This window comes from Lysinibacillus sp. DFXJR4 (assembly GCF_057196045.1).
Genome location: NZ_JBXUNW010000006.1, coordinates 37,852 through 52,641, shown reverse-complemented (window position 1 = coordinate 52,641; position 14,790 = coordinate 37,852). Strand labels below are relative to the sequence as shown.

Sequence of the window (14,790 nt, the reverse complement as noted above, 5' to 3'; positions counted from 1 at the left end):
TAAGAGTATAAAAAAATAGAAAAAGGTGTGGAAGTTGAAAAAAACAAACATGATGGCATTTTCAATAGTAGCAGCTTCTCCATTTTTAATTGGGATGATAGCATTAGTCTCCGTTATGTACGGAACAAAGGACATTAGTGCCATCACAATATGGCAGGCGATTTCTGCATTTGATCCCTCGAATGTGGATCATCAAATTGTTAGAACTGGTCGTATTCCTAGGATCGCTGCAGTTTTATTAGTGGGCGCATTTTTAGCAGTAGCTGGCGCCGTTATGCAGGGGATTACACGAAATTATTTAGCATCACCTTCCTTGATGGGTGTAAATGATGGCTCAGCATTTGTAATTACGTTAGCTATTGTATTTTTCCCAGGTCTCCCTAACTACCAAATGATTCTGCTTTCTATGATTGGTTCCGCATTAGGAGCTGGGATAGTTTTTGGATTTGGTTCATTAATTCGTAATGGATTATCCCCTGTACGTCTTGCAATTATTGGTACAGTTATTGGTACATTTTTAAGTAGTATAGCCACCGCCATTGCAATGTATTTCCAAGTATCTCAAACCGTAAGCGTATGGTATAACACGAAGGTACATATGGTGGATATGGATATGCTGCTGCTAGCTATTCCATTTGGTTTAATCGGTTTAGTCCTGGCCTTATTATCAGCGAAGGCTATTACAATCACTTCTTTGGGTGAAGATATTGCCATTGGGCTTGGGCAAAAAACAACAGCGGTGAAAATCATTAGTATGCTAGCTGTCGTATGTTTAACAGGTACGGCAGTTGCACTTGTCGGAAAGATTGCCTTTGTTGGATTAGTTATCCCGCATATTACACGCTTCCTTGTTGGGGTAGATTATCGTTTTATTATTCCTTGTGCGGCGGTAATAGGCTCGTTTTTCCTAGCACTTTGTGATGTGCTAAGTCGTTTTGTCAATTTCCCATTCGAAACGCCAATTGGTGTTTTAACAGCATTAGTTGGGGTTCCATTCTTCTTGTATTTAGTTCGTAAACACGGGGGTGAAAAGCGTGCGTAAAAAAGCCTCAAGTGTATTTGTTATGACCGCTTCAATACTTATTTTATGTATTTTGGGTGCCAGCTATCTTCATATTACAAATGGCGCATTTGATATGTCAGTGATGGATGTCATCAAAACATTACTACGTATTGAGCCTAATCCAAAATTCGATCTTGTTATTTTTGAATTTCGTTTACCGCGTATTGTCATAGCTGCCCTTGTTGGTGTTGGCTTAGGTATGGCAGGGGTTGTTTTACAAGGTATTACACGCAATGGTCTAGCAGATCCTGGCATTTTAGGAATCAATGCTGGAGCTGGAGCAGCTGTTGTTATATTTATGTTTTTCTTTCAATTACGTTTAGTGACTGCAGATATGAGTAGCTGGATATCTATATTAATGATGCCCCTATTTGGATTTGTCGGAGGTGCAATAGCTGCTATTCTAATTTTTTCCTTTGCCCTAAAAAATGGTCATTTAGATATGCAGCGCTTAATTTTAACTGGGATAGCTATTAATAGTGGATTTGGAGCTTTATCGTTATTTTTATCATTAAAAATGAGTGCCCAAGATTATGAATCAGCAGCAGTTTGGATGGCTGGCTCTATCTATAATGCTAACTGGATTTTCGTAGTAACGATGCTGCCATGGCTTATTCTATTAGGTATTTATGTGCATCGTAAATCATATTTACTCGATTATTTTCAGCTGGAAGAGGAAAGTGTTACTAGTCTAGGGATAGCGGTTGAAAAAGAGAAGATGAAACTACTTCTGGCAAGTGTTGGTCTAGTCAGTGCCTGTGTATCGGTGTCAGGTAGTATTGGCTTTATTGGATTGATGGCACCACATATTGCGAAACAGCTTGTTGGCATTCAGCATCGTTATGTTATGCCAGTAAGTGCATTAGTTGGCGCTAGCTTATTAATTTTAGCTGATTTTATTGGAAAAACAGTATTTGCACCGTCTGAGCTGGCCGTTGGTATTGTTGTTTCCATTATAGGAATTCCGTATTTCTTATATTTATTAGTGAAATCAAAGGCATAGGAGGGAAATAGTAATGCAAACTGCATTTAGAATGGAAAATTTATCTTCTGGCTATGAGCAGATTCGGGTATTTGAAGGTCTTAATTTAACAATTGAGGAGGGCAAGGTTACAACCATTATAGGACCAAATGGTTGTGGAAAATCCACACTGTTGAAAACAATCGGTCGAATATTGAAAAAACAACAGGGTACGGTTTATTTGCAGGACCAAAATATGCAAAATCTATCTACAAAAGACATCGCAAAAAAGCTAGCAATCCTTTCACAAACACCTATTGCTCCTGGGCAGCTAAAGGTAGAGGAGCTAATTGCCTACGGTCGCTATCCGCATCGGAATAATGTCAATCGCTTAACAAAAAAGGACGAGGAAATGATTGAGTGGGCCTTAACCGTTACCAATACAATAGAATTTCGCGATCGAGACCTTGCACAGCTTTCAGGAGGTCAGCGTCAGCGTGTATGGCTGGCAATGGCACTTGCACAGGAAACAAATATTTTATTGTTAGATGAGCCAACGACCTATTTGGATATGGCACACCAGTTAGAGGTGCTAGAAATTGTGAAAAGCTTGAATGAAGAGCATCGTTGTACAATTGTGATGGTCTTGCATGACATTAATCATGCAGCACGTTATTCTGACCATTTAATCGCAATGCGTCAGGGTGTTGTGATGAAAACAGGAACACCACAAGAAATATTGTGTGTGGATGTGATGCGTCAGGTATTTAATATTGATGCACGTATTATGGAAGATCCTGTGACAAAAACACCTGTATGCTATGGCTATGATGTGTTGAAGGAGGTTCATCAATGATGATTGAAAGACAATCGTCCGATTATTTAACGGAGCAAATGTCCTCCAAATTTACGAATTATATGTACACAATCAACATCTATGTACCTCAGTGTGAGGCGCCAGAAGGAGGCTTTCCTGTTTTATATGTATTAGATGGGTCGTCCTATTTCCAGCTTGTCAAGGAGGCAGTGCGTCTACAAAGTCGGAATGCTCCTAAGACAGGTATATTACCAGCAATTGTTGTTGGCATTGGTCATGGAGCTGATATGCAGGAACGACGTTTTTATGATTTTACGGGACAAGCCGAAACCTATATTTATCCTGCAAGATTTAAAGGAAAAGGCTATGAAAGGCATGGTGGAGCCGAGAACTTTAGCAGATTTTTAGAAGAAGAATTAAAGCCAGAGATTCTCGCTAACTTCCCTATAAATAAGGAGCAGCAAACACTTTTTGGGCATTCACTGGCAGGCTATTTTGTGCTGTGGCAATTATTCCATCAATCGTCCAGTTATCAACGTTATATTGCTATTAGTCCTTCTATTTGGTGGAATGAGCATGAGCTATTACGTTATGCATCAGCATTTATTATGGATAATCAGGAAATAAAGGCAAAGCTGTTCATCGGAGTAGGTGAGCTTGAAACCTTTATGGTGGATGATGCACAGCGAATTGTTAATAAATTACAGGATGTTGTGGATACCTCCTTTTATGAGGGATTCGAGGAAAATCATGCTTCCATTGTTCCAACTATTATGAGTAGAGCAATACGTTTTGTGAATAAAAATAAATAACCAAACCGCATTATCTTTGATAATGCGGTTTCATAGTTTTTGAAAAACTAAATGGTCAAGGATACTTTTGTGAATATTTAGTCAAAATGGAGGTGATTTCCGTTCCAGGCTACTCGCTTTCCTGTGGGCGAGCGACGAGCCGCTTCCTGCGCTGACGCTCCGTGCAGGGTCTCATCTGTCTCGCTATCCCACGGGAGTCGAGTAGCCTTGCACTCCAATCAGCAATAGTGTAGAACTTTAAATATTTTTTCCCTCAAAAGTAAAATAAAAACATGTTACTCACCGTCATTAAATGGATAGAATAGTGGTACAATTCTATAGCTGTCAACCTACATTCTATGCATAAAACTACTTTTTCACTTTACATAATTCCACTTATTACTGTCGCTCTGCACACATAGAAAAATGTTATCAAAGCTCCATTTTTGCACAATATAGTGATGGCTAAGACTTCAAATTTATCACTATTAATTTGTGTGAAATGCCAGAAGAAAATACTATGAGCAATGGTTGATTGGAGTGTAGACTGAGTGACTCCTTGGGGATTCAGCGTCACAGATGAGACCCTGGAACGCGAGTGAAGCGGCTCATCGGACGCCCCCAGGAAAGCACTCAGTCGGAACGGAGATCAACCCCTCGTTTTGAAAAAGGACTATACTTTTAATTTGTCACCTTGATTTCATTGACATAATTTCAACAACATGAAACCGGATCATCTTTGATAATGTGATTTAAGTTTGTCTAAAAATTCATTAAAATGTATATTAAAACAAAAGAGGAGTGCGGGTAAAAATGGTGATTATGTTAGTACAATTAAAAGATGCACCTATTATTCATGATGTAATGCTACAGGCATTTAAAGAATATGAGCATGCAACACCGCCTTCAAGTGCACTTAATGAAACGGTTGAATCAATTAAAAAGGATATGGAAAGAGGAGAATATTCCTTTATTGCTTATCTCGATGAGCAGCCCGTTGCTATGGTAAGGTTTACATTTAGTGATCACAGTGTTTATTTTTTTAGATTATCTGTCATCCCATCAAAACAAGGAAAAGGCTTGGCAAAAGCATTATTGAAAGAGCTTGAGCACCAAGCACTTGCTAATGGAAAAACGATTAGTAATTGTAAGGTTCGTATGTCTGCCCCTCGAAACATTGAGTTATATCGTTCATTAGGTTATGTTATTACAAAAGAGGAGAAGAGCGAGAATCTAAACGGCTTCTCTCTTTCTATAGTAACAATAGAGAAACAGCTTACTAAGTAGGGGGACTACATTTGCGGAAAAGGCTTGGCTGCTTGCATGCACATTATTCGAACATAGCATATATTGAACAAACATTTTTTAACATTAATCACATAGAGCTTGTACATTTTGTAGATCCAGGTCTTATCCTACAAGCCTCAAATGGAAATAGCGGTTTAGCTTTTAAGGTGAAGGAACAGCTTGAATGGATGGAGAACTGTCAGATAGATACCATTTTAACTTCTTTCAGCAGAAGTCTTCCATCTCTATAGCTGGTGAGATGAATTCGAATTTAAGCTACTTTTCAGAGGATATCCAAATACCCGCTGAAAGAAGTTAAAGCCTCCGGGGGATGTCACGGAATCGAAAAGGAATTCTTTGTGCAAGCACAAAGCCGATTCCGGACGCAATTATGCCGAGGCATAATTGATTAACGTGTACAAATTATATTGCTCTGTTAGAGGAAGCACCCATTAAGCTTTCCATTCCAATTTTGAAAATAGACGAGCCTTTTTTTGAAGCTATTTGTAGGAATGAGCAGCCTCAGACAATCTTGTTTACGAATCCCGGGACTGTAGAGGGGACAATGAGCAGGCTTCAGCAATATGCTATACAACATAACAAAGAAATTGAAGTTGCAGCAAAGGTAATCGACAATACTTTTGAACTGATTATGCAGGGAAAGCAGGAAGCCTATAAGAAAACCATTCTTCAAGCTCTTAATCATTTAAAAGAAGCGCAACGGCAAATTTCTGTGGCACAGCTTTCAATGGTGGAGGCCGCACAGCTTTTCGAAAAAGAGTCAGGGTTAACAATTATTCATCCTCTAAAATCGTTAGCTGAGTTTGTAATGAAATCGATTGAATAATATTCGGAATAATCTGTAACAATGTATGCAAAAAATTCGTTACATAGATAAAGCCATCTTAAAGGAGCGATGTAATGAAGCGATGTATCCTTTTGTTTACAGTATTATTATGTCTAACAGGCTGTGTTATGAACGAAAAAGCAATTGTCCTACCAGATGATTTACCTGATTTTGTACAAGAAAGTGACTTTGCATCAATTAATTGGGACAAACAAGCCGAAGTATTTGGTGATAGAGGTAGTATAGTAGGGAATATCAATAAATCTGGCGTCATTGGTGCTGATGCGCCAAGTCTAAGCACCCAAAAATGGATGTGGCATCTTTGGGGAATAGAGCCTACCCTTGACACAGAGCTGACGATAGTCGGCTATCATAAAGATTCAAAAACAGTTCATCCAATTTTGATCAATGGCTGGTCAACGGGTCTTGGTGGACCTAACAATGGTGCAGATGCCCATACACCTTCAAGTGTAAAGATTCCAGAGCCGGGACTATGGGCAATATTACTTTATATCAACGGTAGTTATTTTGATACGTTAATTTATGATATAACTCAATAGTATTAGGTGTGTTATCATGAAATAATACTTTAAAACCCTTGTTTTGTAAGGTTGGATTCTTACAAAATAAGGGTTTTATTTTTAGGTGAAAGAAATATTTCATTTAAGAGGGATTACTTAGAAATTAGCAGCCAGCTAAGTAAAAATTTGAAGCTATGTATCTTGAAGCAAAGGTGAAAAAATGTACCTTTCATTATTAAGATTATTATAATGGTATTAACTAAGCTTAAATCATTATCAGTCCTTCTATTGATGGCAAAATCTCAATTTATTATGAAAAGATCTATGACAAATTTAAAGAAAATGGCATTGAATTTCTTTTCAATAAAGAATTTCCAAAATTAATTTCTATGATTGAAAGTACAATGAATATATAAGGTTCAAAATTAACTAATGAAAAAGAAACTAATCCTGAAGAAATAATGCAGGTAGCGCGTAAAATATTAAATTGGTAATATGAAAAGTAAGAAAATAGAGAACGGGGGAGAGCCTATATGACCGATTTACGCTATCCAATTGGGCAATTTCAATTTCCAGAAGTAGTGACAATAGAGCAAGTAAAGGACTGGATTGAGGATATTCGTCTGCTACCTAGACAGCTAGCGGAGGAACTTAGTGGAGCAAGTGAGCAAGCATTAGCGAAAACTTATCGAGAAAATGGCTGGACTGTAACACAGCTAATCCATCATATCGCTGATGGTCATATGAATAGCTATATTCGTTTTAAATTAGCACTTACAGAGGATGTACCGACGATTAAGCCGTACAACGAAGCGGAATGGGCTCAACTCCCAGATTCAGAACTTCCAGTAGCGACATCCCATAAACTTATCGAAAGCTTACATGAGCGCTGGGTTTATTTACTGTCCAGTCTAACAGAGGAGCAACTGCAAAGAGCGTTTAACCATCCTGATTCAGGGTTACTGACACTTGAAAAAGCCATAGCTTTATATGCTTGGCATGGAAAGCATCACCTTGCTCATATTCAAAATGCTTTGGCAAAATAATCATTGCAATCTATTTAAATTGAAAAATAGGCGATTTCTCGGTTTTGAAGAAAATCGCCTATTTTTTGCTTGTTTTTTCAATTGTTTTCAAGGTATTATCATATTTTGCATGGCTAATAACACTGTAAGGTAGCTTATATCTGACTTACGAGCATAATTTTTTATACAATATTGATTCCTGCACTTGCGTTACCCGTAACAGTTGCAACAATCCCTGAAGAAGTAATGGAGAACACCATTAATAAACGATCACCAGCAGCTACTGGCACTGGAACAACGTTTGCAGTACCAAATGTAATAGTACCTACTGCTATTGTTGACAGAGCTGGTGCTAAATCAACAAATGCTGTTGTAGGGCTGAAAACATTACTTCCCGCAACCGCGCGGTAAATTTGTGCTCTGACTGTTGCTGTTCCAGTAAGGGTTACAGCAACTGTAGCAGACAATGATGCAGAAATAGATGTAATAGTACCAGCACGTGGAACTGAAAAGGCTTCTGTTCCTGTAGCAGCTGTTAAATCTATATTTGTACCAGTAAGAGTTACCCCTGGAATAGACGTACCGAATCCTACCATACTTACTGTACCGATTGCACCACCTAGAACTGCTGTTAAAATAACAGGAACAGTACCTGATGCGAATGGGATGATAGAGCCTGTTGCTGGTGGAGTAGTAATACATGCAGCTTCTATAGCTTCAAAAGGACCAAGTGCATTACACTGATTATTTTTATTTGCACAGCCGCCGCACGTTGAATTCATACAATTCATACACATTTTTACACCCCCTTTCTTCATTATTCTATTCAGCTATGTTTGTGGGGTCAGGGCAAATATCTAATTTTAAGCCTTTATTGTTTAAACTTTAGGAGAGACTTTGCTCATCTGCATGAATCATCTGATGTGCCTGTTAAACATAAAAAAGTCCAATATGTATTTTCATACTTATTGGACGATTTATCTTCATTCAGCAAATGTTTCTTGTATTGAAAGCAAAGCGGCAGCGGCAGCTACAATTACGCCAAGGCTAAATTGATCTTCAGTTCTACTCTTAAATCATTTAAATTAACTCCATTTTCGGAAGAAATTGAAAAATAATGAGCCCTTTTCTTTTTTATGCTCTTCGTCCATAGTTTTTTCTTCCTGTTCAGGTTGCTTGTTTACCTCTTGGTTATTGCTATAGGTTTCAATTGTTTCTTCTGATGTAGCTTCAGATTCGTCACTTTTTAAAGTAGGTGGCTTTTGCTCATTTAACGCTTCAGAAGTAGTTAGAATGACAGGCTCATTTACAGCATCAGAGGAATCGAAAACAACAGGCTCCTTATTCACAGCTTCAGAGGAATCGAAAACAACAGGCTCCTTATTCATAGCTTCAAAGGAATCGAAAACAACAGGCTCTTTATTCACAGCATCAGAGGAATCGAGAACAACAGGCTCCTTATTCACAGCTTCGGAGGAGTCGAAAGCAACAGGCTCCTTATTCACAGCTTCAAAGGAATCGAGAACGACAGGCTCCTTATTCACAGCATCCGAGGAATCGAGAATAACAGGCTCCTTATTCATAGCTTCAGAAGAATCAAGAACGACAGGTTTCTTATTCACTGTTTCAGAGGAATCAGGAATGGCAGGCTTTTTATTCACAGCTTCAGAGGAATCAAGAACAACAGGCTCTTTATTCTCGGCTTTAGGTAAATCGAGAATAATAGGCTCATTCCCTGTTTGAAGTACATCAAGAATAACAGGTTCCTCAATTATAGCGTTAGGAGTATCAAGAATTTCTTCTTCCGGTTCTTCAAGAACACCAAATTCAGTCGCTAATCCAGGTGTTTTCAAGGCAGTAGAGTCGTTTATTATTTCAGGTTTTGTTTCCCCTATAATAGAAGAATTTATGGTAGTTGGATCATAAATGCTTACCGGAATTTGTTTTGCATCAGCAGCATTTTTAAAATGGAAGGTCGATTCTGTGTTAGTATTCCGATAAAGACCTTGGCTCGGATGCGTGTTTACTGATTGAAAATAGTGTTGATTAAAATGGCGGTCTTCGGGTATACTCTTTTGATGTTTAGTTTCAGAAGATAGGATGTTAGGGTTCAAATCGAATTGCTTATTGGTTGCTTTCCCTGCTAAATTTTGCAATAACCTATAAGAAGGTTGTTGAGAAGGAATTGTCGATTGATCCTGAGCCATTGTCATTCTAGGTTGTCTTTGTGCAGCATTAGCTATCAAAGGAGAGTGGCTTTCACTACTGGGTGTAGTGGTAGGTGCTGGAGCTTTATTAACTTCCATGGTAAGTAGCTTTTTTAAAACGACTAATATTTCTTGATTCATTTCTTCTATTGTTTGATTTAAAAGCTCAATTTGTGTGGAGAGTAGCTTTATTTGCTCCTCATAGCCTTTAGTTTGCGAATTTTTCCTATCATCTAATGTCTCTTTTTGTCCTTCAAAATGTGCAATCTGTGTTTTTAATCCATCAAATTCCTTTTTCATAAAGAGGTAATCCTCTATTGAAGTCCCCATTTTTAATGAAGTTAACGTTTCCCTATAGTTTTCAATCTTTTCCTTCAATTTTTCAATGTCTTGAGTGGCGTACAATTTTGAATCTTCCATGTATTTCACCCCTTTCAGTCCATTAATATTTTATTAAAAATATTTACTTTCTGTTACAAATATACCGGTCCTAAAAAACAAATTAATATCTCCCTGAAGTGTGGGGCATTAAACAAAAAATTTGTATGGATACGCAAGTTTTTGCTAAATATGAGGTCGAACTATTTATTTAGCCCATACACTTATAGCTGAAAAACATATGCTACAAACGAAAGATAAAAATTTTATGGAGGTGTCAAAAGGATGCTAGAGAATATGCCATCCCAGGCGCAGGAACTAATTTGTATAAACGTCGATAAGGTATTTGACTGGATTGTAAAGGAAATGTCATTTGATTTTTCCCCTACTGGACCAATTACTTTTCCAGGAGTAACGCCAACGACTGATTTAACAGGTGCGGTAGTTACATGTAAGGTAGTTCCATCAGCAACTAACCCTATTGTTATTTTGAACCGTGAGAATCGCCAATTCTCCATTGATGGTTCAACAGTATGTCTTCAACATTTAAATATTCAAAAGAATTTTGTTCTTACGTTAGTTGTTTGTTTACCGAACGGCACTATGTTCACAAGCAATAATATTCCACTTTCTCGCTGTGAACAAGTTACATTATGTGCGCCAAAAGGTACAGATGTAGAAATTTTATTTACAGATTTAGATTGTTTCGTGTGTACAACTGGAACATTAACAGCTGGTACAGGTACAATTACGTTTTCTGCATTAACTATTACAGTATCTGTTTGCCAAAGTATTCAATCTACATTCCCAGTTACTGTGGAATTCTTAGCGACTTTCTGCGAGCCAAGAGCAGAATTACCGTTTACATGTCCGGGTGTAGTTCGTCCACAGCAATGCCCTGTTGTTTTCCCAACAGGTGGGTAATAGTACTAATAAAAAAGAAAAACACATATCTTGAAGAGAGGGTAAACCTCTCTTTTTTTATGTTGGTTTGCTATCTGCTAAACCAATATAAAACGCTAGCTCGAAAAAACGGAATATCATTACGCCGAGGTGTAACATTGCTTATTACATATTTAACACAGGAGGATAAAAATTATGACTGGTACCAATCAGGTGGAGGAAAAAATAAATGAGCTCAAAGAACAGACGACTCATTATGTTCATGAAATTAGGAAAATGGTTGAGAAGCTTACAATTATTGAACCTGTCAATGTCATAAGTTATTTTACTTCTTCATTCAATATTTCTTATGATACTGAACAGGAAAGTCTATGTTTGGGCTCCTATCATATTCGTAATATAGGAAATCAGCCTATTACCAATCCTTATTTGTGTATAAAGCTACCTGAAGACTCGCCATTCTCCTTTTCTGGTAGGTATGTTTATGAACATTTTGCTCCCAATTTAAAAGGAAATAGCAGCTGGGAACGAATCAATGATGACGCGAGCAAAGAAGAATTTTGGCTTAGACCTATAGGGAAAACAACATTAGAACCCAATGAAACATTATCTTTTACTAATTTTCAAATTAAATGGTCACATAATTTATCTTATTCAGGAAGTATTATGGGTTTTACCTATTGCGATCAGTTACAAGATGGTGTGGTTGTTTTGAATCCTATTAATCTTAATGGAATAAGCCAAACACAGGAGGAGAATAATGAGTGAATTTGAAAACATAGAGCATATTTCTCAACAATTTATAAAGGAGCAACTTGCAAATCTATCTAACTATAATAGTGACAAAAATAATAGCTTTGCTTTTCTTGAAAAAGGAACGTTAAATCTACTTATTGCCTATTTAATATCTGGAGAAAAACCAAAAAAACAAGAAATTAATAATGATGAATTTGACCAACAATTGGTAAAACGGCTTGATGAGGTTATAGAAGAAAGTAAGAAGCAATTTGAGGAGGTTATGAGTATGCTTGGGAAATTTTCATGAAAGGAGAGCTTACTATGGAAAATGATATTGTGAAAAACAATGATCCCATCCAGCTTCAGCAAATGATTGTTTTTTTAAGGTCTGAATTAGCGAAATATAAAAATGAGGTTAAAAGACTAAGAGATAGTGATTATTATTCATTAGTACTAAGATTTGAACGAGAAAATATCCAATTAACAAATCAAAAAAAGGAGCTTTCGATGGAGCTATTAAAGCTGAAGAGAGACTTTGAAAAAGCAACACAGAATTACTATGATCATGTCCAAACAATAGAAAAGCATAAGAAAAAACAAATATCCTCGATTGAAGCTTTATTAAAGGAAAAAAAGAAGCTACGTGCAGAAAATAAGTTATTAAAGGAAACAGTAAAAGTCACACAAGATGAATTACTGTCAGTTAATTCCGTGAATGGGCTAGAAAGTAAGCTGAGTGATTTTGCAATAGGCATCAGTCTACAAATAGAAAACCTCATGGAAGCAATTGAAAATTCACGTTTAGAGCAAGCTAATGCTGAAAATCTTAACCAGTATTTGATGAAAGAGATAGAGGAAAAATTATCAAAAAAACTAGAGGATATAAATAAACATAATTCGACTACTAATCTGCTAGAGGAAAGAACGAAGGTGAAGAATGATGCTCTTATAAATTTAGATACTCAAGTAAATAAGATATTGGCTCAATCTATTGATTTTGAAGAACAGGTGGAGCATAAATTACGCATTCTTGATGACCTAGAGCAGAAATTGAATGAGCTTGCTACAGAAATAAAAGCAAAAGAAATTACGAGAGGGGATTTAATTCATTAATAGGTGTTTGACTGTTTCAAAAGTAAGGAAATAACAACTTTTGAAACAGTCTTTTATATTTATTAGAGAATATTATTTTGTTTCTCGATGCAATGTCACTCTTTTTAATCAAGGTGAATATTTTCTAAGCTCCAACCTTTCAGGATTATTTCGTTTGTTTTTTGTAGTGATATAGTTTTTATCACCGGTTTCGGTACACGCTAATGTTATTTGTACACGCATAAAATTAACCTCCTTTTTAAATCGTAATAATTACGCTTTATACATTATTATTTTTTAGAAGATATGTCAATAATGAATTTTTTAGCATTGCAATTTTTGTTTTTCTATGGTTTAATTACAAATTGTAAATAGTAATCATTACGATTTAAGGAGTTGTATAAATGACAAAAAAAATCCCTGTCACTGTTTTAAGTGGATATTTAGGTTCTGGAAAGACGACAATGATGAATCATGTATTGCAAAATGAAAAAAATATGCGAGTAGCCGTTATCGTGAATGATATGAGTGAAATCAATATTGATGCAGAATTAATCGCAAAAGGAAGCGGTATTTCACGTACAGAGGAAAAATTTGTAGAGCTATCCAATGGGTGTATATGCTGTACATTGCGTGAAGATTTATTGCAGGAGGTTGAGCGTCTCGCAAAGCTCGGCAATATTGATTATATTTTAATTGAATCTACAGGAATTAGTGAACCAATACCTGTCGCTCAAACTTTCAGCTATTTGGACGAGGAGCTTGGTATTGATTTAACGAAGTTTTGTCAGCTTGACACGATGGTGACTGTTGTGGATGCGAATCGTTTCTGGCATGATTTTCAGTCAGGAGAAAGCCTTTTGGAGCGAAAGGAGGCAGTGGGTGAATTAGATGAACGAGATGTGGCGGATTTGCTCATTGATCAAATTGAGTTTTGTGATGTTCTTATTCTAAATAAATGTGATTTGGTATCAGAGATGGAGCTTGAAAGATTAGAGTGCATTTTACGTGCTTTACAGCCTGAAGCTAAGCTAATTCGGACAGTGAATGGTGTGATAGAGCCAGCAGAAATTCTCAATACAGGACGCTTTGATTTTGAGAGGGTGTCAGCATCTGCTGGGTGGCTTAAGGAATTGGAGCTTGGTCATGAAAATCATACACCCGAGACAGAGGAATACGGCATTTCTTCTTTCACCTATAATCGTAGAAGGCCTTTTCATCCAGTGCGTTTTGTCGAGTGGTGTGATCATATGCCAGAATCGATTGTACGAGCAAAGGGAATTATTTGGAGTGCTAGACATCAGGATGTAGCATTATTACTGTCACAGGCAGGGTCATCAGCAAAGATAGAGCCGGTTTCCTACTGGGTAGCTGCTTTATCAAAGGAGCAGCAACAGGATGTATTCTCTCAAAGTCCTGAGGTTCTGGAGGATTGGGATGGTGAGTTTGGTGATCGTATGACACAGCTTGTGATTATTGGGATCGATTTAGATCAAGAGGGGATTATTGCAGAGTTAGATGCTTGTTTATTAACGGTGGACGAGTATAATAAACCGTGGAAAAATTTACAGGATCCCTTTAATTGGGAATGGCAATAAACAAAAAAGAAGATTTCGGTTAGGGCTCCGAAATCTTCTTATCAAATACGCGATTATAATTTGTTGCATCCCTTAATGCTTTTTCTTCAATGGGAATGCGTACTGATAGCATAGTTACATTTAACAGTGTAAAACAAAATGCTGTAAAATAGGCCTGAAACATAATAGGTAGTAGCAGAATCTCTAAGCAAACGACTGCGTAATTTGGGTGACGCATAAAGGTATAGGGCCCTTTACGTACAACTTGAGCATCAGGGAGAATGAGAATTTTTGTGTTCCAAAAAGTACCTAGTGAACGAATACACCAAATGCGTAATGCCTGCACAGCAATAAATAATAAGAAAAATAATGGGAATAAGGGCGATATATCACTATTATTAGTAACGACTTCTACTATTAAAAATAAGAAAAAACTGATGTGCATTGTAACCATATAGGGATAATGAGATGCACCGACTTCGTATGCACCTTGTGACAGCATCCATTTTTCATTGCGCTTGGCAATAAAAATCTCTGTCAATCTTTGTAGAATCACGATAACCAGTATAATATAGAAGATCAT

The 14,790-nt window shown here is 37.0% G+C and carries 18 protein-coding genes; 14 read left to right on the top strand and 4 right to left on the bottom strand.

The window, feature by feature from the left end:
- Positions 1-34: 34 nt before the first annotated feature.
- The 9 genes from AC2CGN_RS14180 (at position 35) to AC2CGN_RS14140 (ending at position 7,333) form a co-directional block, all read left to right on the top strand.
- Complete coding sequence (locus AC2CGN_RS14180; protein ID WP_429983318.1) at positions 35-1,042, top strand: FecCD family ABC transporter permease; 1,008 nt, start codon at positions 35-37, stop codon at positions 1,040-1,042.
- Positions 1,035-2,066, top strand: coding sequence for a FecCD family ABC transporter permease (locus AC2CGN_RS14175; RefSeq protein WP_484514518.1), 1,032 nt, complete (start codon positions 1,035-1,037; stop codon positions 2,064-2,066). The genes AC2CGN_RS14180 and AC2CGN_RS14175 overlap by 8 nt, the downstream gene beginning before the upstream one ends.
- Positions 2,067-2,079: 13 nt before the next feature.
- A complete protein-coding gene (locus AC2CGN_RS14170; protein WP_286923440.1) occupies positions 2,080-2,880 on the top strand; it encodes an ABC transporter ATP-binding protein in 801 nt (266 codons plus the stop codon).
- Complete coding sequence (locus AC2CGN_RS14165) at positions 2,880-3,653, top strand: alpha/beta hydrolase (protein ID WP_429989016.1); 774 nt, start codon at positions 2,880-2,882, stop codon at positions 3,651-3,653. Before AC2CGN_RS14170 ends, AC2CGN_RS14165 begins: the two co-directional genes overlap by 1 nt.
- A gap of 792 nt (positions 3,654-4,445) precedes the next feature.
- The gene (locus AC2CGN_RS14160; RefSeq protein ID WP_484514516.1) at positions 4,446-4,919 is read left to right on the top strand and encodes a GNAT family N-acetyltransferase; all 474 of its coding nucleotides are present in this window, start codon (positions 4,446-4,448) and stop codon (positions 4,917-4,919) included.
- Positions 4,920-4,930: 11 nt separating this feature from the next.
- Positions 4,931-5,170 carry a hypothetical protein gene (locus AC2CGN_RS14155; protein WP_484514514.1) on the top strand — a complete coding sequence of 80 codons (240 nt, stop codon included), beginning with the start codon at positions 4,931-4,933 and terminating at the stop codon, positions 5,168-5,170.
- A gap of 281 nt (positions 5,171-5,451) precedes the next feature.
- The gene (locus AC2CGN_RS14150; protein ID WP_484514512.1) at positions 5,452-5,766 is read left to right on the top strand and encodes a hypothetical protein; all 315 of its coding nucleotides are present in this window, start codon (positions 5,452-5,454) and stop codon (positions 5,764-5,766) included.
- Positions 5,767-5,840: 74 nt separating this feature from the next.
- Complete coding sequence (locus AC2CGN_RS14145) at positions 5,841-6,326, top strand: hypothetical protein (RefSeq protein WP_429983314.1); 486 nt, start codon at positions 5,841-5,843, stop codon at positions 6,324-6,326.
- Positions 6,327-6,820: 494 nt separating this feature from the next.
- Complete coding sequence (locus tag AC2CGN_RS14140; protein ID WP_484514510.1) at positions 6,821-7,333, top strand: YfiT family bacillithiol transferase; 513 nt, start codon at positions 6,821-6,823, stop codon at positions 7,331-7,333.
- A gap of 161 nt (positions 7,334-7,494) precedes the next feature.
- Here the strand turns inward: AC2CGN_RS14140 and AC2CGN_RS14135 are convergent, their stop codons facing one another.
- Together AC2CGN_RS14135 and AC2CGN_RS14130 are read right to left on the bottom strand one after the other, a co-directional pair.
- Positions 7,495-8,109: an exosporium glycoprotein BclB-related protein gene (locus AC2CGN_RS14135; RefSeq protein WP_484514508.1), complete on the bottom strand. Its 615-nt coding sequence runs from the start codon at positions 8,107-8,109 to the stop codon at positions 7,495-7,497.
- A 288-nt stretch (positions 8,110-8,397) separates the two neighbouring features.
- A complete protein-coding gene (locus AC2CGN_RS14130; protein ID WP_484514506.1) occupies positions 8,398-9,939 on the bottom strand; it encodes a hypothetical protein in 1,542 nt (513 codons plus the stop codon).
- A 243-nt stretch (positions 9,940-10,182) separates the two neighbouring features.
- Here AC2CGN_RS14130 and AC2CGN_RS14125 point away from each other — a divergent pair, with 243 nt between their 5' ends.
- The 4 genes from AC2CGN_RS14125 to AC2CGN_RS14110 all read left to right on the top strand — a co-directional run bounded on the left by AC2CGN_RS14125 (position 10,183) and on the right by AC2CGN_RS14110 (position 12,651).
- Entirely contained in the window at positions 10,183-10,821 is a 639-nt protein-coding gene (locus tag AC2CGN_RS14125; RefSeq protein WP_429988224.1) for a BMQ_0737 family morphogenetic spore coat protein, read from the top strand.
- A 174-nt stretch (positions 10,822-10,995) separates the two neighbouring features.
- A complete protein-coding gene (locus AC2CGN_RS14120) occupies positions 10,996-11,568 on the top strand; it encodes a hypothetical protein (protein WP_429983309.1) in 573 nt (190 codons plus the stop codon).
- Positions 11,561-11,845 carry a hypothetical protein gene (locus tag AC2CGN_RS14115; protein ID WP_429983308.1) on the top strand — a complete coding sequence of 95 codons (285 nt, stop codon included), beginning with the start codon at positions 11,561-11,563 and terminating at the stop codon, positions 11,843-11,845. Before AC2CGN_RS14120 ends, AC2CGN_RS14115 begins: the two co-directional genes overlap by 8 nt.
- A gap of 14 nt (positions 11,846-11,859) precedes the next feature.
- Positions 11,860-12,651: a hypothetical protein gene (locus AC2CGN_RS14110; protein WP_484514503.1), complete on the top strand. Its 792-nt coding sequence runs from the start codon at positions 11,860-11,862 to the stop codon at positions 12,649-12,651.
- 108 nt (positions 12,652-12,759) lie between these two features.
- Here AC2CGN_RS14110 and rpmG read toward each other — a convergent pair whose 3' ends face one another.
- Positions 12,760-12,873, bottom strand: coding sequence for a 50S ribosomal protein L33 (rpmG, locus tag AC2CGN_RS14105; protein ID WP_484514501.1), 114 nt, complete (start codon positions 12,871-12,873; stop codon positions 12,760-12,762).
- 161 nt (positions 12,874-13,034) lie between these two features.
- On the opposite strand from rpmG, the gene AC2CGN_RS14100 reads away from it, so the two are divergent.
- Positions 13,035-14,228, top strand: coding sequence for a GTP-binding protein (locus tag AC2CGN_RS14100; RefSeq protein ID WP_286923452.1), 1,194 nt, complete (start codon positions 13,035-13,037; stop codon positions 14,226-14,228).
- Between the two features lie 19 nt (positions 14,229-14,247).
- Here the strand turns inward: AC2CGN_RS14100 and AC2CGN_RS14095 are convergent, their stop codons facing one another.
- Positions 14,248-14,790, bottom strand: a complete 543-nt coding sequence (locus tag AC2CGN_RS14095; RefSeq protein WP_286923453.1) for an isoprenylcysteine carboxyl methyltransferase family protein — start codon at positions 14,788-14,790, stop codon at positions 14,248-14,250.